30 protein-coding genes are annotated in these 25,673 nt (G+C 73.0%); 12 read left to right on the forward strand and 18 right to left on the reverse strand.

All coding sequences use genetic code 11. The annotated features are described in order from the left end of the window. The first annotated feature begins 23 nt into the window (after nt 1–23). On the forward strand, nt 24–914 hold the full coding sequence (locus HJG45_RS21190; protein WP_171614805.1) for a tetratricopeptide repeat protein: 891 nt from the start codon (nt 24–26) through the stop codon (nt 912–914). Between the two features lie 32 nt (nt 915–946). On the opposite strand, the gene HJG45_RS21195 is transcribed toward HJG45_RS21190, so the two are convergent. Further along, complete coding sequence (locus HJG45_RS21195; RefSeq protein WP_171614807.1) at nt 947–2,383, reverse strand: pyridoxal-dependent decarboxylase; 1,437 nt, start codon at nt 2,381–2,383, stop codon at nt 947–949. A gap of 135 nt (nt 2,384–2,518) precedes the next feature. Between HJG45_RS21195 and HJG45_RS21200 the strand changes: the two genes are divergently transcribed. Beyond that, nucleotides 2,519–3,520, forward strand: a complete 1,002-nt coding sequence (locus HJG45_RS21200) for a tripartite tricarboxylate transporter substrate binding protein (protein WP_171614809.1) — start codon at nt 2,519–2,521, stop codon at nt 3,518–3,520. Nucleotides 3,521–3,566: 46 nt separating this feature from the next. Here the strand turns inward: HJG45_RS21200 and HJG45_RS21205 are convergent, their stop codons facing one another. Both HJG45_RS21205 and HJG45_RS21210 read right to left on the reverse strand, forming a co-directional pair. Continuing rightward, nucleotides 3,567–3,779 carry a hypothetical protein gene (locus HJG45_RS21205; protein WP_171614811.1) on the reverse strand — a complete coding sequence of 71 codons (213 nt, stop codon included), beginning with the start codon at nt 3,777–3,779 and terminating at the stop codon, nt 3,567–3,569. 2 nt (nt 3,780–3,781) lie between these two features. Next, nucleotides 3,782–3,985: a hypothetical protein gene (locus tag HJG45_RS21210; RefSeq protein WP_171614813.1), complete on the reverse strand. Its 204-nt coding sequence runs from the start codon at nt 3,983–3,985 to the stop codon at nt 3,782–3,784. A gap of 110 nt (nt 3,986–4,095) precedes the next feature. On the opposite strand from HJG45_RS21210, the gene HJG45_RS21215 reads away from it, so the two are divergent. Beyond that, complete coding sequence (locus tag HJG45_RS21215) at nt 4,096–4,794, forward strand: tyrosine-protein phosphatase (protein WP_171614815.1); 699 nt, start codon at nt 4,096–4,098, stop codon at nt 4,792–4,794. Between the two features lie 10 nt (nt 4,795–4,804). Here HJG45_RS21215 and HJG45_RS21220 read toward each other — a convergent pair whose 3' ends face one another. Next, nucleotides 4,805–5,839: an AbrB family transcriptional regulator gene (locus tag HJG45_RS21220; protein WP_171614817.1), complete on the reverse strand. Its 1,035-nt coding sequence runs from the start codon at nt 5,837–5,839 to the stop codon at nt 4,805–4,807. Between the two features lie 149 nt (nt 5,840–5,988). Between HJG45_RS21220 and HJG45_RS21225 the strand changes: the two genes are divergently transcribed. Then, nucleotides 5,989–6,237, forward strand: a complete 249-nt coding sequence (locus HJG45_RS21225; RefSeq protein WP_171614819.1) for a hypothetical protein — start codon at nt 5,989–5,991, stop codon at nt 6,235–6,237. A gap of 32 nt (nt 6,238–6,269) precedes the next feature. On the opposite strand, the gene HJG45_RS21230 is transcribed toward HJG45_RS21225, so the two are convergent. The 4 genes from HJG45_RS21230 to flgE form a co-directional block, all read right to left on the reverse strand. Beyond that, nucleotides 6,270–6,692 carry a flagellar biosynthesis repressor FlbT gene (locus tag HJG45_RS21230; RefSeq protein WP_171614821.1) on the reverse strand — a complete coding sequence of 141 codons (423 nt, stop codon included), beginning with the start codon at nt 6,690–6,692 and terminating at the stop codon, nt 6,270–6,272. Between the two features lie 177 nt (nt 6,693–6,869). Next, nucleotides 6,870–7,937, reverse strand: a complete 1,068-nt coding sequence (locus HJG45_RS21235; protein ID WP_171614823.1) for a flagellin — start codon at nt 7,935–7,937, stop codon at nt 6,870–6,872. Further along, nucleotides 7,934–9,442, reverse strand: coding sequence for a flagellar hook-associated protein FlgK (locus HJG45_RS21240; RefSeq protein ID WP_171614825.1), 1,509 nt, complete (start codon nt 9,440–9,442; stop codon nt 7,934–7,936). Before HJG45_RS21240 ends, HJG45_RS21235 begins: the two co-directional genes overlap by 4 nt. Nucleotides 9,443–9,464: 22 nt before the next feature. Continuing rightward, the gene (gene flgE, locus HJG45_RS21245) at nt 9,465–10,775 is read right to left on the reverse strand and encodes a flagellar hook protein FlgE (protein ID WP_171614827.1); all 1,311 of its coding nucleotides are present in this window, start codon (nt 10,773–10,775) and stop codon (nt 9,465–9,467) included. 193 nt (nt 10,776–10,968) lie between these two features. On the opposite strand from flgE, the gene HJG45_RS29275 reads away from it, so the two are divergent. Together HJG45_RS29275 and HJG45_RS21255 are read left to right on the forward strand one after the other, a co-directional pair. Beyond that, a complete protein-coding gene (locus tag HJG45_RS29275; protein WP_171614829.1) occupies nt 10,969–12,489 on the forward strand; it encodes a flagellar hook-length control protein FliK in 1,521 nt (506 codons plus the stop codon). Between the two features lie 14 nt (nt 12,490–12,503). Further along, a complete protein-coding gene (locus HJG45_RS21255; RefSeq protein ID WP_171614831.1) occupies nt 12,504–13,175 on the forward strand; it encodes a flagellar hook assembly protein FlgD in 672 nt (223 codons plus the stop codon). A 25-nt stretch (nt 13,176–13,200) separates the two neighbouring features. On the opposite strand, the gene HJG45_RS21260 is transcribed toward HJG45_RS21255, so the two are convergent. The 9 genes from HJG45_RS21260 to rfaD form a co-directional block, all read right to left on the reverse strand. After that, nucleotides 13,201–14,244, reverse strand: a complete 1,044-nt coding sequence (locus HJG45_RS21260) for a hypothetical protein (protein ID WP_171614833.1) — start codon at nt 14,242–14,244, stop codon at nt 13,201–13,203. Nucleotides 14,245–14,302: 58 nt separating this feature from the next. Beyond that, nucleotides 14,303–15,088 carry a peptidoglycan editing factor PgeF gene (gene pgeF, locus HJG45_RS21265; RefSeq protein ID WP_171614835.1) on the reverse strand — a complete coding sequence of 262 codons (786 nt, stop codon included), beginning with the start codon at nt 15,086–15,088 and terminating at the stop codon, nt 14,303–14,305. Further along, entirely contained in the window at nt 15,085–16,101 is a 1,017-nt protein-coding gene (locus HJG45_RS21270) for a class I SAM-dependent methyltransferase (protein ID WP_171614838.1), read from the reverse strand. The genes pgeF and HJG45_RS21270 overlap by 4 nt, the downstream gene beginning before the upstream one ends. Before the next feature lie 304 nt (nt 16,102–16,405). Next, on the reverse strand, nt 16,406–16,819 hold the full coding sequence (locus HJG45_RS21275) for a DUF6941 family protein (RefSeq protein ID WP_171614840.1): 414 nt from the start codon (nt 16,817–16,819) through the stop codon (nt 16,406–16,408). Continuing rightward, nucleotides 16,812–17,246 carry a hypothetical protein gene (locus HJG45_RS21280; protein WP_171614842.1) on the reverse strand — a complete coding sequence of 145 codons (435 nt, stop codon included), beginning with the start codon at nt 17,244–17,246 and terminating at the stop codon, nt 16,812–16,814. Before HJG45_RS21280 ends, HJG45_RS21275 begins: the two co-directional genes overlap by 8 nt. Continuing rightward, nucleotides 17,243–17,482, reverse strand: coding sequence for a hypothetical protein (locus HJG45_RS21285; RefSeq protein ID WP_171614844.1), 240 nt, complete (start codon nt 17,480–17,482; stop codon nt 17,243–17,245). The genes HJG45_RS21280 and HJG45_RS21285 overlap by 4 nt, the downstream gene beginning before the upstream one ends. A gap of 39 nt (nt 17,483–17,521) precedes the next feature. Then, nucleotides 17,522–17,761 (reverse strand): hypothetical protein, encoded by a 240-nt coding sequence (locus tag HJG45_RS21290; protein WP_171614846.1) that lies wholly within the window; start codon nt 17,759–17,761, stop codon nt 17,522–17,524. A gap of 278 nt (nt 17,762–18,039) precedes the next feature. Then, the gene (lgt, locus tag HJG45_RS21295) at nt 18,040–18,852 is read right to left on the reverse strand and encodes a prolipoprotein diacylglyceryl transferase (RefSeq protein ID WP_171614848.1); all 813 of its coding nucleotides are present in this window, start codon (nt 18,850–18,852) and stop codon (nt 18,040–18,042) included. Then, complete coding sequence (rfaD, locus tag HJG45_RS21300; RefSeq protein WP_171614850.1) at nt 18,852–19,832, reverse strand: ADP-glyceromanno-heptose 6-epimerase; 981 nt, start codon at nt 19,830–19,832, stop codon at nt 18,852–18,854. The genes lgt and rfaD overlap by 1 nt, the downstream gene beginning before the upstream one ends. Before the next feature lie 179 nt (nt 19,833–20,011). On the opposite strand from rfaD, the gene HJG45_RS21305 reads away from it, so the two are divergent. The 3 genes from HJG45_RS21305 (at nt 20,012) to HJG45_RS21315 (ending at nt 21,486) form a co-directional block, all read left to right on the forward strand. Next, nucleotides 20,012–20,470, forward strand: a complete 459-nt coding sequence (locus HJG45_RS21305; RefSeq protein WP_171614852.1) for an accessory factor UbiK family protein — start codon at nt 20,012–20,014, stop codon at nt 20,468–20,470. 207 nt (nt 20,471–20,677) lie between these two features. Continuing rightward, nucleotides 20,678–21,181: a YbjN domain-containing protein gene (locus tag HJG45_RS21310; protein WP_171614854.1), complete on the forward strand. Its 504-nt coding sequence runs from the start codon at nt 20,678–20,680 to the stop codon at nt 21,179–21,181. 8 nt (nt 21,182–21,189) lie between these two features. Then, the gene (locus HJG45_RS21315; RefSeq protein WP_254452693.1) at nt 21,190–21,486 is read left to right on the forward strand and encodes a hypothetical protein; all 297 of its coding nucleotides are present in this window, start codon (nt 21,190–21,192) and stop codon (nt 21,484–21,486) included. A gap of 46 nt (nt 21,487–21,532) precedes the next feature. Here HJG45_RS21315 and ilvD read toward each other — a convergent pair whose 3' ends face one another. Then, the gene (gene ilvD / locus HJG45_RS21320) at nt 21,533–23,386 is read right to left on the reverse strand and encodes a dihydroxy-acid dehydratase (protein WP_171614856.1); all 1,854 of its coding nucleotides are present in this window, start codon (nt 23,384–23,386) and stop codon (nt 21,533–21,535) included. 233 nt (nt 23,387–23,619) lie between these two features. Here ilvD and proC point away from each other — a divergent pair, with 233 nt between their 5' ends. The 3 genes from proC to HJG45_RS21335 all read left to right on the forward strand — a co-directional run bounded on the left by proC (nt 23,620) and on the right by HJG45_RS21335 (nt 25,638). Next, a complete protein-coding gene (proC, locus tag HJG45_RS21325; RefSeq protein ID WP_171614858.1) occupies nt 23,620–24,435 on the forward strand; it encodes a pyrroline-5-carboxylate reductase in 816 nt (271 codons plus the stop codon). Nucleotides 24,436–24,475: 40 nt separating this feature from the next. Next, the gene (locus tag HJG45_RS21330) at nt 24,476–25,075 is read left to right on the forward strand and encodes a TetR family transcriptional regulator (RefSeq protein WP_171614860.1); all 600 of its coding nucleotides are present in this window, start codon (nt 24,476–24,478) and stop codon (nt 25,073–25,075) included. A gap of 131 nt (nt 25,076–25,206) precedes the next feature. Further along, nucleotides 25,207–25,638 (forward strand): phasin family protein, encoded by a 432-nt coding sequence (locus tag HJG45_RS21335; RefSeq protein WP_254452694.1) that lies wholly within the window; start codon nt 25,207–25,209, stop codon nt 25,636–25,638. Nucleotides 25,639–25,673 lie beyond the last annotated feature (35 nt).

A 25,673-nucleotide genomic window follows, 5' to 3' on the forward strand; every position in this document is an offset into this window, starting at 1 on the left:
CCGAAACAGGACATGCGCCGAAAATGGTTCGCACTGCCGCGTCAAGACGCCCCTGCCGCCCCCTGATCACCCTGGCCCTGCTGTTGCCGGTCGGTCTCGCCGGCTGCGGCGCCAGGCCCGCCCCCTCCTCGCCGGCGCTGTCGCTCGAGAGCAGGCTCCGGCTGGCCGAGGCGCTGCAGGGCGCCGCCGGCAGCCCGGCCTCGGTCGAGGTGCTGCGGCAGGCGGCGCGGGAGCGGCCGCGCGATGCGGCGCTGCGCGAGCGATGGGCCACGGCGGCCGAGCGCGCCGGGCTCGATGCCGAGGCGGCGCAGGCGTTGCGGGAGGCCATCGCGCTCGATGGGCCGAGCCGGGCGCGGCTGCTGGCCCTGGGTCGCCTCCAGCTGCGCACGGGCGATGTCGCGGCGGCCGCGGCGACCTTCACCGAGGCCCATGCCATGGCGCCCGCCGATCCGGCGGTGCTGGATGGTCTCGGCCTGGCCCAGGATCTGGCCGGCAATCCCGCGCAAGCGCAGGAGAGCTACCGCGCCGCCATGGCGCTCGCCCCGCGCAACTGGGGCGTCCGGGCCAATTACGCCATGTCCCTGCTGCTCTCGGGCCAGGCGCCGAAGGCGGTCGAGATCCTGGCCGAGGCCGAATACGCGCCGACGGCACCGCACCGGGCCCGGCACAACCTCGCGCTCGCCCTGGTCGCCACCGGCCAGCCGGACCGGGCCCTGCGCCTCCTCAGGCTCGATATGGGGCCGGTCGAGGCGGAACAGGTCTGCCAGGAGATGGCGGCGGTCGGCGCCCGCCTCCTGGGCCGCGGCGAGGCTGTTGGGAAGGCCGAAGGCGGCGCCCCAATGCCGGTGGCGGGCGGCAAGCGTCCCGGCGGCACGGCGGCAGGCGCCGCATCCCCGGCCTGCCGCCTCTCCTGATCCCGGGGGAGGGGGGCCTGGTCCGGGGAGGTTCAGCCGCCTGGCGCCAGGCCATCCCCGCCTTCCGCCGCCGCCTGCATCGCCTCCCACAGCGCCGCGACATCGGCCCGTTCCGTGGCCTCGGCGCCGATCGAGACGCGCACCATCCAGCGCCCGTCGAGCTGCGCCGGCGTCAGATAGGCCGCGCCCGAGCGGTTGAGGCGCTCCGCCCAGCCGAGGGTATGCGCATCGAGCGTCTCGCCCGCCAGCCCGGCCGGCTCGTGCCGCAGGCAGAGGGTCTGCAGCGGTACCGGCGCGAGCAGCCGCCAGCGCGGCGCGGCCTGCACCTCGGCCGCCAGCCAGCGGGCATTCTCCAGGTCGCGCCGCAGCCGCGCCCGCAGCGCCTCGACGCCCTGTTCGCGCAGCACGAACCAAAGCTTGAGTGCGCGGAAGCGCCGCCCGAGCGGAATGCCCCAGTCGCGCAGGGTCTTCACCTGCCCGTCCGCTGCGCTCTGGAGGTAGGAGGGGTTGGTCGACATCACCCGCACCAGGTGCTGCGGGTCCCGCACGTAGTAGAGCGAGCTGTCGAAGGGGATGCCGAGCCATTTGTGCGGGTTCAGCACCAGGCTGTCGGCGCCCTCTATCCCCGCCCAGAGCGGCCGGCATTCCGGCAGGATCATGGCGCTGCCGGCCATGGCGGCATCGACATGCAGCCACACCCCGTGCCGCGCCGCGACCTCGGCGATGGCGCCGACCGGGTCGATGGCGGTGGTCGCGGTGGTGCCGGTGGTGGCGACCACGGCGGCGGGGCGGCAGCCCTGCGCCAGGTCCTCGGCGACCATCGCCGCCAGCGCCTCCGGCCGCATCGCCTGCCGCGCGTCGGTCGGCACCAGCCGCAGATGCTCGCGGCCGAAGCCGGCCAGCAGCGCCGCCTTGCCGACCGAGCTGTGGCTCTCGGCCGAGGCATAGACCCGCAGCGGCGGCCCGCCCGCCTGCATCCCGCCATGCGCCATGGCGTAGCCGCTCGCCCGCTCCCGGGCGCAGAGCAGCGCGACCAGGGTGCTGGTGGAGGCGGTGTCCTGGATCACCCCACTCCAGGCCGGGGAGAGGCCGACCTTCTGCCGCATCCAGTCGGTCATCACCTCCTCGAGCTCGGTGATGGCGGGGCCGGACTGCCAGGAGAGGCCGATGACGCCGAGGCCGGTGCTGACGAGATCCCCGAGCACCCCGGCGAGCGGCGCATTGGCCGGGAAGTAGCCGAAGAAGCGCGGCGACTGCCAATGGCTGAGGCCGGGCAGGATGATGCGGTCGAGATCGGCGAGCACCGCCGCCATGTCCTCCGGCTGCTCGGGCGGCGCGGCGGGCAGGCGGGTGCGGATCTCGCCGGGCGCGACCTGCGCCATCACCGGATGCCGGGCGATGTGCTCGCGGTAATCCGCGATCCAGTCGATGAGCTGATGGCCGCGGCGGCGGAATTCCTCCGGCGTCATGAACCTCTCCTTCGCAAATCCCGACGAGGCTGGCGTGCATTGGCCGGAAGCTGAAGCCCGGATGGACAGCGCGGCCCTTCCGCGCGGCGGCATTCGATGCGATGGACGGGTCGGAATGGTCGGGAAGGAAATGCGATGATCGAACGCCGTGGCTTGTTGCGCGCGGGCAGCCTGGCCGGGGCCGCGCTGGCCGCGCCGGGCCTGCTGCGCCCCGGGGGAGCGCGGGCGGCCGAGGCCTGGCCGGATCGCCCGGTGCGGGTGATCGTCCCCTGGCCGCCGGGCGGCTCCACCGACGTGCTGGCGCGCATTCTCTGCGAACAGCTCACCGGCAAGCTCGGCCAAAGCTTCGTGATCGAGAACCGGCCCGGCGCCACCGGCAATATCGGCATGGACGCGGTCGCCAAGGCGGCCCCGGACGGCTACACCCAGGCGCCGGCCACCATCGCCAACCTCTCCGTCGCGCAGTTCCTCTACGCCAAGCTGCCCTTCGACCCGGAGAAGGATTTCTCCCTCATCTCGATGCATTGGGAGCTGCCCAATGTCGTGGTAGCGCCGGCGCAGTTCACGCCGCCCAACACGCTGCAGGAGTTCATCGCCTGGGCGAAGGCGAAGAAGGGCGGCGTCTCCTATGGCAGCCCGGGCGTCGGCACCACGGCGCATCTCTCGGGCGCGCTGTTCTGCGACCGGCAGAAGATCGATGGCCAGCACGTGCCCTTCCGCGGCGCGGCGCAGATCATCCCGGCCATGCTCTCGGGCGACCTCACCTTCGCCATCGACAACCTCGCCAGCTACATCCCGGTGATCGCCGAGGGTCGGATGAAGGCCTATGCCGTCACCAGCCCGGCGCGCTGGTCGACGCTGCCGAACATCCCGACCATGGCCGAGGCGGGGGTGGCGGATTTCGTCATCACCTCCTGGTGCGCCTGGGTCGGCCCCGCCGGCATGCCGCGACCGATCATCGACAAGGTGAATGCGGCGATGAAGGAGGTGGCGGCCGATCCCGCCATCCAGCGCCGCTTCCTCGAGACCGGCGCCCGCTGCCTCTGGAGCACGCCCGAGGCGGCGGTGACGCATGCGGCGCAGCAGCGGCCGATGCTTGCCGAGATGGTGAAGATCAGCGGCGCGCGCATGGAATAGGCGAGGCGCGGAGGGGCCAGATCCCTTCCGCGCCGCCTGCCGCGTCTCACCTTTTCTGGGCCGGATCGTGCACGTGGTGCCGGTCCCGCTCGCCGCCGCCGCCGGAGACCCGGCTGCGGTCCGGATTGGTGGGCTGGTCGGGGGCGGGGCCGTGATCGTCCCGCTCCCGATGCGCGCGACCATGCGAGCCGCCCTGGTGGCTGCTGCCCGGGCCTCCCTCGTCGCGCCTCGTCTCGTGCTCGCCGCGCTGCTGCGTCATGGTCAGCGATCCTGCTGCATGCCCGGATGGGTGGTGTTCTGGTGGATGTTGCCCTGGCGGCCCTGCTCCTCGAGGTTGCGGTCCTTCGCGGCTCGGCGGGCCTCCGCCGTCTCGGCGGCCCGGGCCTCCGCAGGCGCCTGCTGCGAACCGGGACCCTTTGGGCTGACGCCGGCCGGCGGGACGGGCGGCGGATGAGCCTTGGACATGGGACCTTCTCCCCTTTGCGCGTGACCCCTGCTCAACGCGGCCCCCTCGCGCGCTGTTCCCCTCGACCTTCCCCCTGGTCTTCCCCCTGTCCGCACCCCATACCGGCGGCATGTCCGCAACCCCCGTCCAGAGCGCGCCCCAGCCCCGGCCGGCCCCCGGCCGCCGCGCCTGGCTGAACAGCCTCTTCGTCGATCACGCGCTGCTGCGCCTGCCCTGGCGCAATTGGGGCGTGGTGGAGAGCGGCCGGCTCTACCGCTCCAACCACCCGTTGCCCTGGCAGCTGCGCGACGCGACCCGCCGGCTCGGCCTCCGGACGGTGATCAACCTGCGCGGCGAGCGGGCGAATTGCGGCTCCGACCGGCTGGGGCGGGCGGCGGCGGCGGAGCTCGGCCTGGTGCATGTCGACGCGCCCTTCGAGAGCCGCGGCGCGCCGCACAAGGACCGCATCCTGCGCCTCGCCGAGATCCTGCGCGGCGTGCCGGAGCCGATCCTGATCCACTGCAAGAGCGGTGCCGACCGCACCGGCCTCGCCGCCGGGCTCTGGCTGCTGCTGCAGGGCCGGCCGGTGGAGGAGGCGATGGCGCAGCTCTCCTGGCGCTGGGGCCATGTCCGGCAGAGCCGCACCGGCATCCTCGACGCCTTCTTCGAGGCCTATGCCCAGGCCCAGCGCGAGCGGCCGCGACCCTTCCTCGACTGGCTGCGCGAGGATTACGACGAGGCGGCGCTGCGCCGGGAATTCCAGGCCCGGGCGCGCAGCCGGCTCAACTGGGCCGACCGGCTGGTGGATGGTCTGCTGCGGCGCGAATAGCGCGCCGCCGTCACAGCAGCCCCAGCCGCAGCCCGGCCCGGTGCAGCGGCCCGACCAGCAGGTTGCACAGCACCGTCCGCGTCAGGTGGAAGCCGAGCACCAGCGGCACGGCGAGTTCGAGCGCCTTCGCCGTCAGCGCCATCTCCGGCATCCCGCCGGGCGCCATGCCGAGGATCAGCGCCGGCACCGGCAGCCCGACCAGCCGCGCCAGCCCCCAGGCGATCGCGCTCAGCAGCAGCGACAGCACCGCCGAGGAGAGCACCGCCGCCACCGCCAGGCGGTGCGAGGAGAGCAGGAAGCTCCGGCTCAGCCGGGTCCCGAGCGAGGCGCCCATCGCCACCTGCGCCGCGTTCAGCAGCAGCATCGGCACGCCGGAGGGCAGGTGGCCGGTCGCCGCCAGCCCGATGGCGAGGCCGCACGGCCCGAGCATCCAGGGATTGGCGAGCCCGGCGCGGCGCAGAGGAAAGGCGAGCGCCAGCCCGGCCGCCGCCATGCCGAGCAGGCCTGGCCACCAGATCGGCTGGCGCGGCGCCATGAACTCCCCGAACTGGCCATGCGGCGCCAGCCAGCCGAGCAGGGGCGGGAAGGTCAGCACCACCACCAGCACGCGCATGGTCTGGGCCAGGGTGACGGTGGCGACGCTCGCCTTCGCCTCCTGCGCCAGGATCGCCATGACGATGACGCCGCCGGGCACGGCGCAGAAGAAGCCGGTCTGCGGATCGGTCCCGGCGAGGCGGGTGAAGAGCTGGGCCACGACGAAGCCGGTGGCGATGGCGATGACCCCGCCGGCCAGCAGCACCGGCAGCGCGCCGGTGACGGCGGCCAGCACCGGGCCGGAGAAGGTGGCGCCGAGGCCGAGGCCGAGGAAGACCAGCCCGGCCGGCCGCGCCCAGCCCGGCACCGCCACCGGCCGGTGCCAGGCCAGCGCCGCGGTGGCCAGCATCGCCCCGATCATCCAGGCGAGCGGCAGGTGCAGCAGCGCCAGCAGCCCGCCGCCGAGCGCCGCGCCGCCGAGGGTGAGAAGCTGGGTCGGAAGGGTCCGCAAGGCCGCTCGACCATCGCGCCGGGCGAGATCCCCGTCAAACCCGCCGGCGTTCAGGCTTCCTTCAGGATTTGTCGAAAAATTGCGACCATCTCGCCATGCCGCACATCCTCGACCCCAGCATGCCCCCGTCGCCGGCCTGGCCACGCCCCGTGGCCGAGCCGACACCGTCGCCGCCCGATGCCCCGGCGGCGGCGGCGCCCACCGCCCTGCCGGGCCCGCCGGCCATGTCGCTGCGCCTCGATCCGGCGCTCGGGCTGGTGGTGATCGAGTTCCGCGACCAGACCGGCCATGTCGAGAGCCTGCCGACGCAACGCGAGCTCGACGCCTATCGCCGCGGCGGCGCGACGCCGCCGGGCCCGCCGGAGGCGGGCGCCGTCGCGGCCCCGGCACCGGAATGAGGCGCCCGAGCGAGGCGGGCGCCGGGGCGCCTTCACCCCGCCATCCGCGGCGCGGCGAGGGGCGTCAGGCCGAGCACCTCCTCCTCGTGCCGCATCACCCGGCGCGCCAGCTTCAGCGCCTGGTAGCAGTCATCGGCCTCGGCGCAGGCAAGGGCATCGCGCAGGATCTGCCGCGCCGCCGCCGAGGTGGTCGCCGCCTGGAAGTCGTCGATCAGCCGCCGCGCCGCGGCGAGGCCGCCGGGGCGCTCTTCGTCGCTGCCGATATAAGCGGTCTGCAGCGCGAAGTAGATGCGCCGGGCCGGCGTGGTCGCCGCCTCCGGCGGCATGATCTGCTTGCCGAACAGGAAGCGCGCCTTGGCGGCCAACTCGATCCGGGTGCGATTGCGAAAACGGATCGGCGCCCCGTTCACGACCATGAGGTCGCCCTGGCGTAACTCGAGCACCAGCGTGGACATGAAACTTCCTTTTGCCGCTGCGCGCGCAACCCCTGCATCATCGCGGGGCGCGCTTAACGGACCCTGAACCGCGGCCGATGCCGGGCGCCTGGCCTGCCGGAAGCGGCAGGCTCGTGCTCCGCGTTTTGCCATCGGGGCCGGTGCGCGACGCGCGATGCCGCCCGCCGTCGCCATGCCCTAGCCGAGGTAGTGGGTGAGTGTGAGGGAACTGAGCTGGCCGATGGCGGTGTAGCTCGCCTCTAGCACGCTCTTCGTCGATTGCAGCTTGGTTATGACGGTCGCAAGGTCCACCTCCTCGATATCGGCGAGTTGCGCCTTCAGGGTGTCGGTGACGGTCGAGTGCCGCTCCTTCACCGCCTGCAGCCGCGTCTCGGTCTGACCGAGCGCGCCCTGCTCGTCGGCGAGGGCGTTCTCGGCGCTCTTCAGCCCCTGCCGGATGGTCTCGGCGAAGGCCCGGAAATCGCTGGCCGAGCCCGCCTGCGCGGGCGTCAGCGCCGCGAGGCTGGCGAGGCCGCGCAGCAGGTCGCGCGCCCAGGAGCCCGTGGTCTCCCCGGCCGAGACGGCGGCCGCGTTGCGGTTCGCCACGATGCCGTAGCCGACCGTCTGGCCGTCGCCGGTCGAGACGCTGCGCCGCGGCTCGACGGCGCCGCTCGCGGCATCCGAGAGATAGGCGCTGAAGGGCGTGACGCCGGCGCCGTCGTCGAGCGCCGCCGCCCTGGTCGCGGCCGCGACCGTCGCGGCCGTGCCGCTGCCGAGCGTCGCCACGGCCGCGGCGATCCGCGTCGCCATGCCGCTCGTCGGCAGCGCATCCGGGTCGGGCACCGGCGGGTTGCCGAAATCCGAGCCGCCGAAGACGTATTCGCCGCCGCTCTTCGTGTTCAGCAGCTGCCCCACCTCGACCATCGCCGCCCTGGCGCGCGAGGCGATGAGGGAAAGCGAGCTGGTGTCGTCGGGGTTGAGCGATACCGCGAGCTTGTCGGTGAACTCGCTGGCGATGTCGGTCAGCCGCTGCAGCGCCGTCTGCGTCACCGAGGTGCGGGTGAGCGCCTCGCCGACCGCAGCGCCATAGGTGTCGCGCCGGGCGATCTCGGCGCGCAGCGTCAGCGCCTGCGGCAGCTGCGCGCCGAGATCGCCGATGCTGTCGGTCTTGCGGCCGCTCGCCTGCTGCCGCGTCAGGGTCTCGACGCGCAGCCGCAGCGCGGCCGTATTGGCCTCCATGCGGGCGAGCAGGCTGACCGAGGTCATCGCACCGCCCCGAGCAGCGTCTCGAAGAGCGACTGGATGGTGCTCAGCACCCTGGCATTCGCCGCATAGGCATTCTGCAGGGAGACGATATGGGCCATCTCGGTATCCGCATTCACCCCGGATTGCTGGCTGAAGCGGTCCTCCAGCGTGCTCAGCAGGGCGCTCGGCTGTTCCTTCGCCGCCGTCGCCGCGGCGCGGTCGCCGGTCTGCGCCGCGGTCAGCCGCGTGGCATAGGCGGCGAGGGTCGTCGGGGCGGTGAAAGGTGAGGCGAGGGTGCCATCGGGCCCGAGCCCGCTGGTCGAGAGGCCGGGCCAGGCCTGGCCGTCCTGCGCCTCGGCGCCGAAGCTGTGGTTCAGCACACGGTCGATCAGCGTGGTGAAGCCGGCCGGCCCGTCCGCGGCATTCGGCGTGAAGGCGCTGGCCCCGGTGGCGCTGCCGGCCACGGCATGGGTGCCGTCGCGCAGCAGGGACGGGTCGGCGGCGACGGCGGGGTTGATCCGGATGCGCCCGGCGAAGCCGATCTGCGTGCTGCCGGCATAGGCCTGCGACGCATCCGGCACGCTGCTGCCGTCGCGGTCGGTGAAGAGCCGCAGCCCCTCGCTCTCGAGCCGCGAGGCGAGGCCGGTGGCGAGGATGTCGGCCTCGGCCTGGTAGCGGGGCAGGGTGGTGTCGCGCAGCGTGATCGCCTCGCCGATCCGTCCGCCGCTGAGCTGGGCGGTGACGTCGAGGCCGTTCAGCGTAACGCCGGGCAGGGTGGCGGCGCCGCTGCCGGGCTGCACCGCGGCCTCGGCGACGGCGAGCTGGTCGTGCTCGGCATCGAGGGGCAGCACGACGCCGCCCCTGGCGACGAGCAGCACCTCGCCGTCGCTCCGCTTCACCGCCTGCACGCCGAGGCTCTCGGCGAGGCTGGCGATGGCGGCGTCGCGCTGGTCCTCGAGCGTGGCGGTGTCGCCGACGTCGTTCCTGATCTGCAGGGTCAGGCCGGCCACCTGGCGCAGCGCGGCATTGGCCGCCTTCACCTCGGAGACGAGCGTGTCCTGCGCCTGCTGCCGCGCCGTCCCGATGGCCTGGGAGACGCCGTTCAGCCGCTCCGCCATCGTCGTCGCCGCCGCCAGCACCGATCGCTGCGCCCCGGCATCGGCCGGGGCGTCGCGCAGGGCGAGGAAGGCGTTCTGCAGGTCCGAGAGGCCGTCGGCGAGGGTCTGGCCGCTGTCGCCATGCGCATCCTCGATGCCGGTGAGCAGGCTCTCGCGCAGCGTCGCCGCGGCGGTGCTGGCGCGGCTGGCATCGAGCTGCGCCAGCAGCGCGGTGTCGACGGCCCGCTGCGCCTCGCTGGTCCGCAGGCCGGCCGGGCTGTCGCCGCTGGTGAGCGCGCGCTGCGTGACCGACTTGCGGGTGTAGCCTTCGGTATCGGCATTGGCGACGTTCTGCGAGGCCTGCGCGATATTGCGTTGGACCGCGGCGAGACCGCTGCTGGCGATGCGGAGGGCGGCGTCGAGGCTCATGGCGGGTCAGCCCGGCGCCGGCTCAGCGGCGCATGTTGATCGTGTCCTGCAGCATCTCGTCGCTGGTGGTCACGACCTTGGTGTTGGCGGAATAGGCGCGCTGGGCGACGATGAGCTTGGTGAATTCCGAGGCGATGTCGACATTCGAGCTCTCGACCGAGCCGGTGACGAGCTTGCCGACGCCGTTCGAGGCGATGTCGGTCACCCGCGCCTCGCCGCTCTCGGGCGTGCGCATGAAGGCTTGGCCGTCGAGCCGCTGCAGCTTGTCCGGATCGCTGAAGGCGACGAGCGGGATGCGGGCGATGACGCGGCTCTGGCCGTTGTCGTAATTCACCGTGACGTCGCCGTTGTCGCCGATGCTGAGGCCGGAATAGGCGCCGAGCGGCACGCCGTTCTGCGCGTTGTTGCGCACCTCCACCTCGGAGGTGCTGTTGGCGTATTGCGTCAGCCCCTGGGCGACGTTGAACTGGCCGAGGTTGAGCGTCACGCTCTGGGCGCCCTGGCCGAAATCGGCGCTGAAGGTGATGGCGGCTGGATCGCCGGTCGCGGTCGAGCCGGGCAGGGTGACCGAGCCGGTGGCGCCGCTCATCCTGCTCAGCGTGCCGGCCGGGATGCTGCCGGTGTTGCTGCTGTTGAAGCCGAGGGCGACGGTCCCGAGCGTGGTCGAGGGCGTCGCGTCCGGCGCGTTGATCGAGAGCGTCCAGGCATTCTCCGCCGTCTTGGTGAAGGTGAGGTTCACCGTGTGCAGGTTGCCGAGCGCGTCGTAGATCTTCGACTGGATCACCGGGGTGGTGGTGGCGGCCGGCGGCAGGTTGGCGCCGATGTCGATCTCGGAGGTGGCGACGGGGTTGAAGACCTGCTGGTTGGTGCGGATCGGTGCCAGCACCGTCCGGTCCGGATTGCCGGCGCCGTCGGCCGGCCAGCCCTGCAGGTAGTAGCCGGAGCTGTTCACCAGGTAGCCGTTCTTGTCGACGCTGACATCGCCGGCGCGGGTGAAGAACTGCCGCTCGTCGAAGACCGACGTGCCGTTCTGCGCGCCCTTGGCCATGGCGACACTGAAATAGCCCTGGCCGCTGATGGCGAGGGAGAGCGGCGCGCCGTCCACCTGCTGGATCGTGCCCTGCACCGAGTTGGTGTAGTCCGGCCGCGCGACGACGGCGCCAGGCGCATTCATCTCCGCGTTGGACTGGGTGACGTAGGATTCGAAGCTGGTGTCGACGCGCTTGTAGCCGACGGTCTGGCTGTTCGCGACATTGTCCGAGATGTCGCCGAGCGCGCGGCTCTGCGCGGTGAGGCCGCTGATGGCGGCGGTGAGCGAGCCGAACAGGGACATGCGGTAGGCTCCGACGGGCAGGACGTGATCTCTGCCGGCCCGGTTGCAGCCACCGTGCCAGCCCGGAAGGCAGGCTTTGCGGCCGGGCCTGCCGGGCAGCCGGCAGGGCTTGCCGGCTAGGCGGCAGGGCGTGCCGCATCGGGCATGGCCGGGCCGGCTTGGCGGGTGGAACGGGTTTCGCAGAGGGCCGGGCATGGATGCCGCCCTGCCATCGCCCCTCCCATCCGTCGCCGCGCCCCGGCCCGCGCAGGACCCGCTCGCCGCCCGGCCGGCCGCCATCGCCAATGGCGGCTTCGCCGATGCCCTGGCCCGCCTCGCCGGGGCGGCCGGGCCGGGCCTCGCCGTCGAGGTCCCGGCGGCCGGGGACGCGGCGGAGGACGGCGCGACGCCCGCCGATCCCGCCGCCGATCTGGCACCGGGGCAGCCGGCGCCGCCCGTCATCGAGCTGCCGCCCGTCCTGCCAGGGCTGCCCGGCTTCGCGGCGCAGAACACTGGCGAAGGAGCCCCCACCGCGCCCGCTGCCGGCGACCGCAGCGGCGGCGCCCTGCCATCTCCGACGCCGCTCGTCGGCACGGCAGCGATGCGCGGCCAGCCCGCGGCGCCGGCGATGCCGGTGACGGGGCGTGTCGCCACGGAACCGGGGCCGCCCGACGCCGCCGCGGCGACCGCTCAGCCGCCGGACGCGGGCGCGGATCGCCCGGCGCAGGCCGGGGCGATGCGGCCGGCGGCGCAGGGCCCGCCGGCCGCCGGCGGCGCGGCCCCAGCACCGGCACTGACGGGCCAGCCGGCGGCGGTGCCCGCATCGCCCGCGCAGCCGTCCGACCCGGCGGCGATCCCGCCGGCGCCGACGCCCTCGCCAGGCGCCGGGCCGGCCCCTCTGCCCGCCAGCGGCGCCACCACCCCGGCGCCGAAGGGCGGCGTGGAGCGCCTCGGCGCCGGGCAGGCGGCCCCCTCGGCCAGGGCGGGGCGCGGGGTACCGACCGGCGAGGCGCCAGCGGAGAGCCCTGCGAAGACCCAAGCCGAAAGCCGCGCCGAGAACCGGCCGCCGGGGCCATCGCCCGTCCTGGCCGCCGAGGCGCCGGTCCCGCTGCATCCCGTGGCGGAGAGGGTGGACTCCCAGGGCGGCCAGGTCGGGGCCACGCCGCATCCCGATGCCATCCCAGCCGAGTCCCAACCCGTCCCGTCCGGCGATGCCGCCCCGGCAGGTCAGGCACCGGCGGCCGCGCCATCCGCCGGACCGGCCGGGGCCAGCCTGGCCGCCGCGCCGCCTGCGCCGCGCCCCGCCATGCCGCCGGCCCGGCAGCTCGCCCCGGTCGCCGTCGCCCTCGCCCTCGGCCCGGGCGCCGCGCCGAGCCTAACCGTCGCCCTCGATCCCGAGGCGCTCGGGCGCGTCGAGATCCGCGTCACCCGCGAGGCGGGCAGCGAGGCCGCCGCCATCCAGGTGGTGGCGGAGCGGCCGGAAACCCTCGCCCTGTTGCAGCGGGACGCACGCGAGCTCGACCGCGCCCTCGGCCAGGCCGGCATCGCGGTCGCCGAGGGCGGCATGCGCTTCGACCTCGCCGGCGGCGATGCCTCCCTGCAGGGCCGGGGGGAGGAGCGCCGTCCGCCTGCCGGCCGGCCGCAGGGCGCCGCCGATGGCGCCCTCGCCGCGGCATCCGGCCCCGACGCGGCGAGCCGCAGCCTCTCCCTCACCCTTCTCGACATCGCCGTCTGACAGAGGAGCCAGCCATGACCAGCGCCATCCCCGGCACCACCACCGGCCAGTCCGCCGCCAGCAGCTCGGCCAGCAGCGCCGCCAGCCGCTTCGGGGAGAATTTCGACACCTTCCTGACCTTGCTGACGACGCAGCTCAAGAACCAGGACCCGACCAAGGCCATGGACACGACCGAGATGACGAACCAGCTCGTGCAATTCGCCGCGGTCGAGCAGCAGATCAGCATGAACGGCAACCTCGAGAAGCTGATCTCCCTGCAGCAGGCGGCGCAGCTCACCGCCGCGGCGCCGCTCATGGGCAAGGAGGTCGAGGTCGAGAGCAACCAGATCGCGCTGCAGGACGGGGTGGGCCGGCTGCGCCTGCCGGCCGCCGGCGCGGCGACGGCGGCGACCATCACCGTCTCGGATGCCAGCGGCAGGACGCTGCGGACGGCGGATGTGACGCTCGGCAGCGGCGAGACCGAGTGGCAATGGGATGGCCGCGACGCCAATGGCACCAGGCTCGCGGACGGCGCCTATGCCTATGCCGTGACCGGGCGCGACGAGACCGGCGCGGCGCAGGGCGTCACCGCCACCGTGCTCGCCCGGGCGACGGCCGCCGAGCGGCAATCGGATGGCGACCTGAAGCTGGTGCTCGGCGGCGTCGTCGTCGGCTTCGACGCGGTGCGCAGCATCGAGGGCGAATGACGGCGGCGGGAGGCTTGGTCCTGCCCTACCGAAAGCCCGGCAGCGCTGGCGGGCCGCCGAGATCGGCCGCCTGCGGCAGCGCCGGGGCGGTGCCGGGCCGGCTTGCCGCGGGCGCACTCGCGGGCGGGGCGGCCAGCGGCGGCGCGTCGGAGTTGGTCGGCGGCGCCTGCAAGGCATTCGAGACCACCGTCTTCACGCCGCCCGCCGCCTCGTTCGCCGCCACATAGGCGATGTCGCCCCAGAGCCGGTTGAGCCGCCCGGCGGGCAGCTCGTTCATCTGCACGACGCGGCCGAGCTCCTGCCCGTCGCGCCGGCTGACGATCCACTGGATCTCCACCCGCTCGACGCCGGGCGGCCCGGCGGGCACCACGGCGACATCGGCCTGCAGCCCGTAGGCCGCGCCCTCGGCGCTGTCCTGCACGACGAAGCCCTGATGGCCGAGCTGCTCGCGCATCCGGGCGGCGAGGGAGGTGTTGCCGTCGCCCGGCGCCCCCTGCACGCCGAGCATATAGAGGCGCGGCGGGCCGGCGGTGAGGCTCTCGGGATCGGTGGATTTCCGCGCCGCCTCGATCTGCAGCAGCATCTGGGTCAGCTTCGGCGCCGCCTCGCGGGCGATGCGGTCGAAGAGCTCGGGCTTGGCCTCGGCCCATTCGCGCAGCGGCACCGCCTGCGCATCGGTCGTCGCCTGCGGCTTGCGATCGGCGTCGAGCAGCCGGAAGCGCGGCCGCACCGTGCGGCCCTGATTCTCCGCCGTCACCTCCACCAGCCAGTCGAGCGGCAGCGGCGTCGCGGTGGCGATCGCGGGCACGTCCTGCGCCTGCAGCGCCTTCGTCACCGATTCAGCGAAGTCGCTCGCCTGCTCATTGCTCAGCAGGGCCTGGGGCGGCGGCGGCACGGCAAGGCGGAGGGCGAGCGGCACGGCCAGCACCTGCGCCTGCGCGCCCGGCCGGCCGCGAAAGGGCTGCGGCAGGTCGCCGCAGGCGGCGAGCAGGCCCGGCAGGGCGAGCGCCGCGAGACCGGCGAGGAGCCCCCGCCGGCCCGCCGGCCTGGGCGCCTCAGAGGAGGACACAGGCCACCAGCATGGTCAGCAGGGTCAGCATCATGAACTGGATCAGATAGGGCATGGCTCAGGGCGCGAGGGCGATGGCGGAGAGCTGGTGGCCGATCGGCCCGCCGCCGGCCAGCGTCCGCCGCCGGTGGCTGAAGAAGCGCGCCTCTTCGGCCAGCGTATCCACCCCCGCCGCCTCGGCCACCGCGATGCCGGCCGCGGCGAGGCGATGGGCGCAATAGCCGGCGAGGTCGAACTGCCAGCGATCCTCGCGCCGGCCAGGGGCGAGGAAGCGGGCATCCGCCGCATCCCGCGCCAGCACCGCATCATGCAGGTCGGGTCCGACCTCGTAGCTCGCCTGGCCGATGCAGGGGCCGATGGCGGCGACGACCCGCGCGCGGGCGGCGCCGAGCCGCTCCATGGCGGCGAGCGTCGCTTCCAGCACGCCGGCGACGGCGCCGCGCCAGCCGGCATGCGCCGCGCCGATCACCCCCGCCGCCGCATCGGCGAAGAGCACCGGCGCGCAATCGGCGGTGACGATGCCGAGCCCGATGCCGGGGCGCCGGGTGACGACGGCGTCGGCCGCCGGGCCGTCGCCCTCGCGCCAGCCCGCCTCGCCGATCTCGGCGACCGCGATGCCATGCACCTGGGTCAGCCCGTGCAGCGCCTCGCGCTCCAGGCCGAGGGCGGCGGCGGCGCGGCGGCGGTTCTCCCGCACCCGCTCGCGGTCATCCTGGCCGGAGAGCGAGCAGTTGAGCGCCGCCCAGGGCCCCTCCGAGACGCCGCCGCGGCGGGTGAAGAAGCCGTGGCGCAGGCCCGTCACCGCGCCGAGCGCGGGTGTCGTCAGATACTCGGCATCGGTCATGGGGATTCGAAGCCCGGTGGGGTGGGGAGGCGGGGATGACACAGGCAGAGGGCCTTGAACAAGCGTCCCATGCCCTCGGGGGCCAGCAGCCGCTCGGCGCCGGAGAGGATCTGCCCGGCCTGGCCGCGCCGCCCGGTCCCGGCGGCGCGGGCGAGGATGGCGGCCCGCTGCGCCAGGCCGAGGCGCTGCAGGAACAGGCCCAACGGCAGCGGCCCATGCGCTGCGGCGCCCGCCGCCCGGCCGGCGGCGGCGAGCGCCGCGAAGGGCACATGCGCGGTGACGTCGACCGTGCCCGGCGGCGCCAGCGGGTCGGCCCGGCCATGCGCCGCCATGGCCTGCAGGCTGTCGCCGAAGCCCGGCCCGGCCGGGCCGTAATCGAGGGCGAGCAGCGCCCCGCCCTGGTCGCGCAGCCGGGCGGCGAGGGCGCCGGCCAACGCCTCGCCGGCCTCGGCCCATTCGAGGACCGCGTCCTCGGGCGCCTCGGCGGGCAGGCCGGGCAGGTCCAGCGGCGCCGGCAGCTCGACGAACCGGCCCGCCGCCACATGGCGCTCCTGCCAGGTGCCGCCGCGGCGGATGAATTGCCGGATCGGCAGCGCGTCGAAGAACTCGTTGGCGATGAGGATGGCCGGGCCGGCGGGCAGCGCCGCGGTGTCGGCATGCCAGGCGGCGACCGCCTCGCCCAGCCGCTGCCGCTGCGCCTCGCGCAGCACCGGAGAGGCCTCGACCAGATGCACCCGCAGCGCCGCGCGGAAGCCCGGCAGCATGGCGGCGGCGCGCAGTGCATCCGCCATCAGCGTGCCGCGGCCGGGGCCGAGCTCGACCAGCAGCACCGGATCGGGCGCGCCCATCTGCTGCCAGGTGACCGCCGCCCAGAGGCCGAGCACCTCGCCGAAGGCCTGCGAGATCTCGGGCGCGGTGATGAAGTCGCCGCCGCGGCCGAAAGGGTCGCGGCCCGCGTAATAGGCGGCGACGGCGCGGGCCATGAAGCGGTCGAGGCGTTCGGCGGCGGTCATGGCGCGGAATGGGTCAGGGGAGGCGGGACTGCGACATTCGGACAAAGCCTCTGGGGCTGGTTGGAGCGGGTTCCGGGACGGCCCTGGCGCGACAGGGGAGTACCGGACAGGCAGGCTGATTTCGGACAAATCGCCTCTGGGATGGAGCGGGTGGGTGAGGCGGAAGCCGGCATGATGCTTAGCCGAAGGGTCGAGATGACGGGCTGGCACATGCGCATCAGGCTAGGCCTCCGGAAGGCGCAAAAGCTAAGAACAATAACAGAACATGATAGGGAAAAGCAATGAAAATTACCCGTCTGGCCTGTCAGCCTGATGATGGAGCCGCCGCGGCAGGGCCTCGCATGATCTGCTTGGCCTTAAATGTTTTCCACCGCCCTACGCTGCTGCTCCGCAGTTGAAGCTGCAGCCTCCCCTCCGCCTGGATCACATAGGGCCGCGGCGCAAGGACCATGATTCCCGGATCGAGATTTGTGGTAGTTGCTCCGATCCCGTTCAGTTCGAGGGACGGCGCTGAGCCAGGAACCTCCATCCGCAAATCGAACCGGAATTCTCCCGCCCGCTTCGGCAGGAACTCGATCCAGAAAGCCAGAGGAAGTGTCACGGGAAGTTCGCTGACGACGATGTCGCCCCCGTACACACCAATCAGGATATGCTTGCCGTTCTGCTCCGTGCGGATGTCATCGCATATGATGACGGACCCTATCGTGAAGTCAGCCACCGGTGGGCTCCAGGGAGCGTGCCCTGCTAGTGCCTGACCGGCTGATGCTATGTTCGGGCGCCGAGGGCGGCAGCGTGATGCGGCTGGCCGTCGAGGTGCCTGCTTTGGCCGACCCCGTCATTGCCGTCGGCCGCTCACCCCCCGGATGGAAGCGATTTCCTTTCCGCCTATCCTCGAAGCGGACCACATCGAAGTCCATCTCGGCATCAATGGCGAACAGAAGGTCGCTGACGGTATCGATGCTCCAATTCCCCGGGCCGGCCAGCGTCCGGCTGATCTGCGACGGCTCCTTCCCAAGTGTCTCCGCGATGTCCTTTCGCCGCACGCCACGCTCAGCCGCCGCGGCTTCGATGGCCTTCACGACCGCTTCGTAAAGCCTGTTCCGCTGGCGTTGGCGGAAATGCTCCTTGTTGGGATGTCCGGTCACGGCGGCAGCCTCACATTGGGATGGGCATTCTCGGTGATGTAATCTTCGTATTTCGCGGCCGAGAAGAGCGGACTGGTGAAGATCTGCCGCCAGATCTGCTCGCATTCTAGCTTCTCGATCTCCCAGGCAATCGACCATTTCCCGCCGAGACTGGCGCGTTCGATCGCATGGGTTCCAACGAACACGTCGGGTTCCGCAAAGCGTCCGAACACGCGCAGCGACGGCTTCGGCCGCACGCTCCTGAGGTTCCAATGCTCGTAGGTCTTGGGGTCGAGCTATTTCATCAAGCCCCAATTGACGAAGCCGCCCTCGACGAAGTGGGCGATATCCGCCTCCAGGGCCGACCAGCGCGCTGACCGGCTCCTCTCACCCGCAGCAACGCCTTCCGCGATCTGCGCGGCGAGGCGAAAGGACATCAGGAACACACGTGGCGTGGCCGCCCATGGGACGAGGCCACTGAAGGGCACGAGCAGCCCGGACCTTCTGGCAGCCTCGATCTCATCCTGAATTGACATATAAGTTAAGTCGCTGCTGTCGCCAAGGCGGAATCCACGTCTCTGTCCGGAGTTGGAGCCATTGTGACGTAGTCCTGTCGCCTCGTCATCGCGGCGGAACGCGAGCAGCGCGGGGAGCCGGATGCAGCCTCCTGCCTTGAAAACCGAGAGCTACAGGGCGCTGGCCTTCACTCCTGACGCCAGCCATCACGGCTCCCGCAATCCGGACGGCCCTGTCCGCGCCAAGCCGCCTGGCATGGCGTATCGCAACCGCCCATGCGGTCGTCCTCAGTCCTGCCTTACCCGCCTGCCGGCACCGCGCCCTTGGGGGTGCTCCGCCCCATCAGCCACGCCCCCACCAGCACCATCGGCAGGCTGAGGAGCTGGCCCATGGTCGCCCCGGCGAAGAGGAAGCCGAGGAAGGCATCGGGCTGGCGGAAGAATTCGCCGATGAAGCGCGCCACGCCGTAGCCGGCGAGGAAGGCGCCGGCGACGAAGCCGGGCCGGGCCCGGATACCCGGCCGCCAGACCAGGAATTGCAGCAGCCCGAAGAGCAGCAGCCCCTCCATTCCCGCCTGGTAGAGCTGGCTCGGATGCCGCGGCAGCGGCCCGCCGGTTGGGAAGACCATGCCCCAGGGCATGTCCGTCACGCGGCCCCAGAGCTCGCCGTTCACGAAATTCGCCAGCCGCCCGAAGAACAGGCCGATCGGCACCACCGCCGTCACCCGGTCGGCGAAGGCGAGCAGGTCGAGCCGCTGCTGCCGGCAGAACAGGATCAGCGCGACGATGACGCCGAGCGCGCCGCCATGGAAGCTCATCCCCCCCTGCCAGACCTGCAGGATGTCGAGCGGATGCGCCAGGTAGTGGTCGGGCCGGTAGAACAGCACATAGCCCAGCCTGCCGCCGAGGATGACGCCGAGCGTCGCCCAGGTGACGAAATCGTCCACCTGCTGGCGCGTCGCCGCGACCGGCGCCAGGGCAGAGAGCCGCCGCGCCAGGATCCAGCCCAGCACGATGCCGGTGATGTAGGCGAGGGCGTACCACCGGATGGCGAGCGGCCCGATCTGCACCAGGACCGGGTCGATGACCGGGAAGGGGATGGCGAAGAGCATCAGCGATAGGGGTCCTCGGCCGCGAGGAAATCCTGCACCGTGCGGCGCACCCCTTCCTCCAGCGGCGTGGTCTGGGCGTTGAAGCCGGCGGCGCGCAGCCGCTCCAGCGGCGCCTCGGTGAAGTACTGGTACTTGCCGCGGAGATCGGCCGGCATGTCGACGAAGCGGATCTCGGGCGCCCGGCCGAGCGCCTCGAACATCGCCCGCACCAGGTCGAGGAAGCTGCGCGCCCGGCCGGAGCCGACATTGAACAGGCCCGAGACCCCGGGGTTGTCGAGCAGCCAGAGCATCACCGCGACGCAGTCATCCACATGCACGAAGTCGCGCATCTGCTGGCCATCGGCGATGCCGGGGCGGTCGGAGCGGAACAGCGTCGCCGCCTCGCCCCGTTGCACCTGCTGGAACTTGTGGAACAGCACGCTGGCCATGCGGCCCTTATGCGCCTCGTTCGGGCCATAGACGTTGAAGAAGCGCAGCCCCGCCCATTGCGGCGGACGCGGCGTGCCACGGGCCAGAAGGTCGGCGACCCGGCGGTCGAAGGCGAGCTTCGACCAGCCATAGAGGTTGAGCGGCCGCAGCCTGGCCAGCGCCTCCGGTGAGGCGTCGTCCTCGAAGCCGAGCCCGCCATCGCCATAGGTGGCGGCGGAGGAGGCGTAGATCAGCGGCACCCCCCGCGCGGCGCAGAGCGACCAGAGGCGCAGCGGCAGGGTCAGGTTGGTGGCGGCGACGAGATCGCCATCCGTCTCGGTGGTGGCGCTGATCGCGCCCATATGCAGCACCGCCCGGAGCGGCGGCGCCGAGGCCCAGAATTCCTCCAGGGCCTCCGGCGGCAGCAGGCCGGCGATGCGGTGCTTGGCGAGGTTCCGCCACTTGTCGCCACTGCCGAGACGGTCGATCACCATGACCTCCTCGCCCCGCGCCGCGAGGGCGGCGACGAGGTTGGAGCCGATGAAACCGGCCCCGCCGGTGACCAGATACATGGCGTGATCCCCGCTTGGCCCATGGGCGGCCGGCGTCGCCGTGGACCGGCCCTCTGCGGGCGGCCAGGCGCGGCGTTGCGGCGCGATGGCGCGGGGTATAGGGCGCGACGGCGCGGCCTGTGAAGGGCGCCGCCTGGACCGGGCTTCCGGACCGGGCCGGTGCGACGAGGAGATGGGCGATGAGCGATACGGGTGGCCGCCGGCGTGGCGGGATTTTCGATGACCTGGCCGGCGTGGCGGGCGGGGCCTTCTCGGCCCTGGCCGGGGTGCGCGGCGAGGTGGAGGCGGCGGCCCGGGCGCAGGTCGATGCCATGGTGCAGCGGCTGGACCTGGTGAAGCGGGAGGATCTCGACGCCGCGATGGAGCTTGCCCGGCGGGCGCGCGAGGCGCAGGAGGCGCTCGAGTCCCGGGTCGCGGCGCTGGAGGCGCGGCTTGCCGGCATGACGACGCCGGCGCCGGCCTCCGCCACACCGCCTACCCCAGTGGCGCCTACCCCAGTGGCGCCTACCCCGGTGGCGCCGACCTCAGCGGCCCCCGCCATGGCAGCGGCGCCGGCCACGCCCGCCGCCACGGTTGCCGTGGAGGAGCGGACCGAGGCGACGCCCGACGGTGTCGGCAACGGGTCGCGCCCGGACTGATCCATGCCGCATCACGCGGTCCCGGGTTTTGACACAGGCCCGGAACGCCTTGTGAAACATCGGCTGCATCCGCGTGCTTGCGACGGCGTTTTGCGCCTGCGTAGTCTATAAGTGGTGGTCCCCGCCGCCCGATTCACCCAAGACTCGGTATACCGGGGCTTCGGGCGGCGGGGACGCCGTTCCGCCAACGACAGAGGAGGTGCCGCGATGTCCGGTCTTCAGGCCCGCGTGCGCGAGCGTGCGACCAACCCCCTCGACGTGCTTGAGCAGATCGTCACCGCCAATGAATGGGCCTTCGAGCGCCGCTCGGATGGCGAGATGGCGGCGGAGGCGCCGGGCAAGTGGTGCGATTACGGGCTGTTCTTCTCCTGGTCGCCGGAGATCAGCGCCATGCACTTCTCCTGCGCCTTCGACATGAAGGTGCCCCCGGAGGGGCGAGCCAAGCTCTTCGAACTGCTCGCCCTGGCCAATGAGAAGCTGTGGATCGGCCATTTCGGCCTCGAGTCGGAGGAGGGGGTGCCGGTCTTCCGCCACTCCGTCCTGCTTCGCGGCGCCCCGAGCGCCTCGGCGGAATCGCTCGAGGACATGGTCGACATCGCCATCACCGAATGCGAGCGCTTCTTCCCGGCCTTCCAGTTCGTCCTCTGGGGCGGGAAGTCGCCGGGCGATGCGCTGCAGGCGGCGATGCTCGACTGCGTCGGCGAGGCCTGAGCCGGCGCATGGCTGAAGACCCGCCTCCCGACGAGATGCGCGCCCAGGGTCGCCTGCCGGGCGGGCTGGAACTGGAGATCCGGCACCGTCGCGCGGCCGGCGCGGCGGGGGCCGAGCAGATCGCCGTCAGCCTCACCGCCCCGCAGGGCTTCGAGGCCTGGGCGCGGCTGCTGGAGGCCTCCAACCCGATGCTCGCCCCGATGCAGCTCTGGGCGCGCTGCGTCGAGGCGGCCTGGGCACCCTGGCTGGCGCTGATGGGCCTGGCGCCGCAGCGGCTGCCGGGGGCCGACCGCCGGCATCGCTGACGCGGCCGGGGGAGCGGGGGCGTCCGACTCCCCCCCGAGGCTCGCCTCAGCGCCGGCGAAGCTGCCCCACATCGCGCACCGCGCCGCGCGCCGCGCTGGTGGTGAGCGCCGCATAGGCCTTGAGGGCGGTCGACACCACGCGGTTGCGGCCCAGCGGTTGCCAGGCCTCGGCGCCGCGTGCCTCCATCGCCGCCCGGCGCTGCGCCAGCACCTCATCCGCCACGGCGAGATGGATGCGGCGGCCGGGGATGTCGATCTCGATCTGATCACCTTCCTCGACCAGCCCGACCAACCCGCCCTCGGCCGCTTCCGGCGAGAGATGGCCGATCGAGAGACCCGAGGAGCCGCCGGAGAAGCGCCCGTCGGTGACCAGGGCGCAGGCCTTCCCGAGCCCGACCGACTTCAGGTAGCTGGTCGGGTAGAGCATCTCCTGCATGCCCGGGCCGCCCTTCGGCCCCTCGTAGCGCACCAGCACCACGTCGCCCGCCTGCACCTTGCCGCCGAGGATGCCCTCGACCGCGGCCTCCTGGCTCTCGAAGATGCGGGCCGGGCCGGTGAAGCGGAGGATGGAGGCATCCACCCCCGCGGTCTTCACGATGCAACCCTCCTCGGCGAGGTTGCCGTGGAGCACGGCGAGGCCGCCATCCTTCGAGAAGGCGTGCTCGATGTCGCGGATCACCCCCCGCTCGCGGTCGAGGTCGAGGCTGTCCCAGCGGGCCGCCTGGCTGAAGGCGACGGTGGTCGGGATGCCGCCGGGGGCGGCGCGGAAGAAGCGCTGCACCGCCTCGGCCGGGTTGCGGCGGACATCCCATTCCGCCAGCGCCTCGGCCAGGCTCGGCGCGTCGATGCGGGAGACCGAGGTGTCGATCAGCCCGGCGCGGTCGAGCTCGCCCAGGATGCCCATGATGCCGCCGGCACGGTGGACATCCTCGACATGCACGTTCTGCACCGAGGGCGCGACCTTGCAGAGCACCGGCACGCGGCGAGACAGGCGGTCGATATCGGCCATGGCGAAGGGCACCTCGCCCTCCTGCGCCGCGGCGAGCAGGTGCAGCACCGTGTTGGTCGAGCCGCCCATGGCGATGTCGAGCGTCATCGCGTTCTCGAAGGCCGCGACGGTGGCGATGGAGCGCGGCAGGACGGAGGCGTCGTCGGTCTCGTAGTGCCGGCGGGTGATCTCGACGATGCGTCGCCCGGCCTCGAGGAACAGCCGCTCGCGGTCGGCATGCGTCGCCACCACGGTGCCGTTGCCCGGCAGGGCGAGGCCGAGCGCCTCGGTCAGGCAGTTCATCGAATTGGCGGTGAACATGCCGGAGCAGGAGCCGCAGGTCGGGCAGGCCGAGCGCTCGATCACCTGCACCTCGGCATCGGTGACGCTGCTGTCGGCGGCGGTGATCATGGCGTCGATCAGGTCGACGCTGCGCTTCTGGCCGCGATGCACGACCTTGCCGGCCTCCATCGGCCCGCCGGAGACGAAGACGGTCGGGATGTTGAGCCGCATCGCGGCCATCAGCATGCCCGGGGTGATCTTGTCGCAGTTGGAGATGCAGACCAGCGCATCGGCGCAATGCGCATTGACCATGTATTCCACGGCATCGGCGATCAGCTCGCGCGAGGGCAGGCTGTAGAGCATGCCGTCATGCCCCATGGCGATGCCGTCATCCACCGCGATGGTGTTGAACTCCTTGGCGACGCCGCCGGCCTTCTCGATCTCCCGCGCCACGAGCTGGCCGAGGTCCTTCAGATGCACATGGCCGGGGACGAACTGGGTGAAGGAATTGGCGATGGCGATGATCGGCTTGCCGAAATCGCCGTCCTTCATCCCGGTCGCGCGCCAGAGGCCGCGGGCGCCGGCCATGTTGCGGCCATGGGTGGTGGTGCGGGAGCGGTATGCGGGCATGCGCGTGCGGTCCTCGGGGTCCCTGCGCGGGCCGGGCCTCGGGGCGGCGGCCGGGGGACGGGCGGTTCCTCGCCCGGACGCGGCGCCCGGACGGCGGCTGCTCTAGCCCCGGCGGCGCGGCGCGTCCATTGACGTCCCGGCGCGCCGGCCCATCGCCCGCCTGCCCGGCCTTCTTCCTTGGGGCCTTCCTCGGGACCATTGCGCTCCGGCGGCTGCCGCGCGAGGGTCGGCGCATGAGCGAGACATCCCTGCCCCCCCTCCTCCTCGTCGGCTGCGGCAAGATGGGCGGGGCCATGCTCGCGGGTTGGCTGGAGCGCGGCCTGACCGAGGCGGTGGTGGTCGAGCCCCAGGCGGCGGCGGTGGCGGGTTTCGCCGGCCGGGTGACGCGGGTGCCGGAGCCGGCCGCGATCCCGCCCGGCTTCCGCCCAGGCGCCGTGGTGCTGGCGATCAAGCCGCAGGAGGCGGCCGCGGTGCTGCCCGCCTTCGCCCGGCTGGCGGGGCCGGGGACCGTCTTCCTCTCCATCATGGCCGGGCGCGCCATCGCCGGCATGCGCGCCGCGCTCGGCGGGGAGGCGGCGGTGATCCGCGCCATGCCGAACACCCCGGCCGCGGTGCGGCAGGGCTTCACCGTCGCCTGCCCCGGCCCGGGCGTGACCGCGACGCAGCGGGCGCTGGCCGACCGGCTGCTCGGCGCCATCGGCGAGGTCGCCTGGGTGGAGGAGGAGGGGCTGATCGACCCGGTCACCGCCGTCTCCGGCGGCGGCCCGGCCTATGTCTTCCTGCTCGCCGAGCTGCTGGAGAAGGCGGCGGTGGAGCAGGGGCTGCCGGCTGACCTCGCCCGCCGCATGGCGCGCGCGACCGTCGCCGGCTCCGGCGCCCTGCTGGCGGCGAGCCCGGAGAGCAGCGCCCAGCTCCGCATCAACGTCACCAGCCCGAAGGGCACGACCGAGCGGGCGCTGGCGGTGCTGATGGCCGCCGAGGCCTGGCCGGCCGCCCTGTCCCGCGCCATCGCTGCGGCGACGGAGCGCTCGCGCGAGCTGGCGGGCTGACCCCTTGGCGCCGGCCCTGCCGATCCCCCACCTTGACGGCATGAGCGATACCCACGACGCGACCGAATCCCGCCTCGTCACCGGCCTCTGGCAGGTCGTGGCGGCCCATGGCTGGCAGGGCGTGACGCTGCGGCGGCTGGCCGCCGCCACCGGCCTCGCGGCGGCGGATATCCGCGTCCGCTGCCCCGGCGGGCCGCGCGACCTGCTGGCGCTGCAGGCACGGCTGCTGGACGAGGCGGTGGCGAGCGGCACCGTCCCCGGCCAGGGCGGCACGCCGCGCGACCGCATCTTCGACGTGCTGATGCGGCGGATCGACGCCATGCAGCCGCATCGCGCCGGGATGCTGCGCTTCCTCGACGAGCTGCGGACCGATCCCGGCCTCGCCCTCTGCCTGGTGGCGGGGCTGCCGCGCTCCATGGCGCGGCTGCTGGAGACGGCCGAGATCGAATCGCGCGGCCTGTCCGGGGCGCTCCGGGTGCAGGGGCTGGTCGGGGTCTGGCTGGCGACGCTGCGCGCTTGGCAGCGCGACGGCTCGGCCGATCTCGGCGCGACCATGGCGGCGCTGGACCGGGCGCTGGACCGGGCGGAGCAGGTGGCGCGCACGCTCCGCCTCACGCCCGGCGACCTGGCGGCGGGCTGAGGGGCGCCGGCGGCGCGGCGGCTTGTTGCCGGGGCGGATTTACCACCCTTCGCGATCCCGCCCCGCCCTGATCCGTTTTAGGCTTCGGGCGCCCGTGTCATGCGGCGCCCGGTACCACGGCGGAGAACGACATGTCCGAGACCAGCGGCAAGAAGCCCGAGACCGACCTGATGCGCATGCTCTCCGAGTTTCGCCTGCCCGGCATGCCGGATGTGGAGGCGCTTGCCTCCGCCCAGCGCCGCAACCTCGAGGCGCTCTCGGCCGCCAACCGCGTGGCGCTCGAAGGGGCGCAGGCCGTGGCGCGGCGGCACATGGAGATCCTGCAGTCCTCGATGACCGAGATGACCGAGGCGATGAAGGCGCTCAGCACGCAGGAATCGCCGCAGGCCAAGGCGGCGCGCCAGGCGGAGATGCTGAAATCCGCCTATGAGAAGGCGGTCGCCAACATGAAGGAAGTGGCCGACCTCATCCAGAAGTCGAACCAGGAGGCGCTGTCCCTGCTCAACAAGCGCTTCACCGAGGCGATGGACGAGGTGAAGACGCTGATGGCGAAGAAGGGCTGATAGTTCTGGCCCTCGGATGCCGGGCGCGAACCTCC

Origin of the sequence: Roseicella sp. DB1501 (genome assembly GCF_013112485.1) — a bacterium.
Classification (GTDB): Bacteria; Pseudomonadota; Alphaproteobacteria; order Acetobacterales; family Acetobacteraceae; genus Paracraurococcus.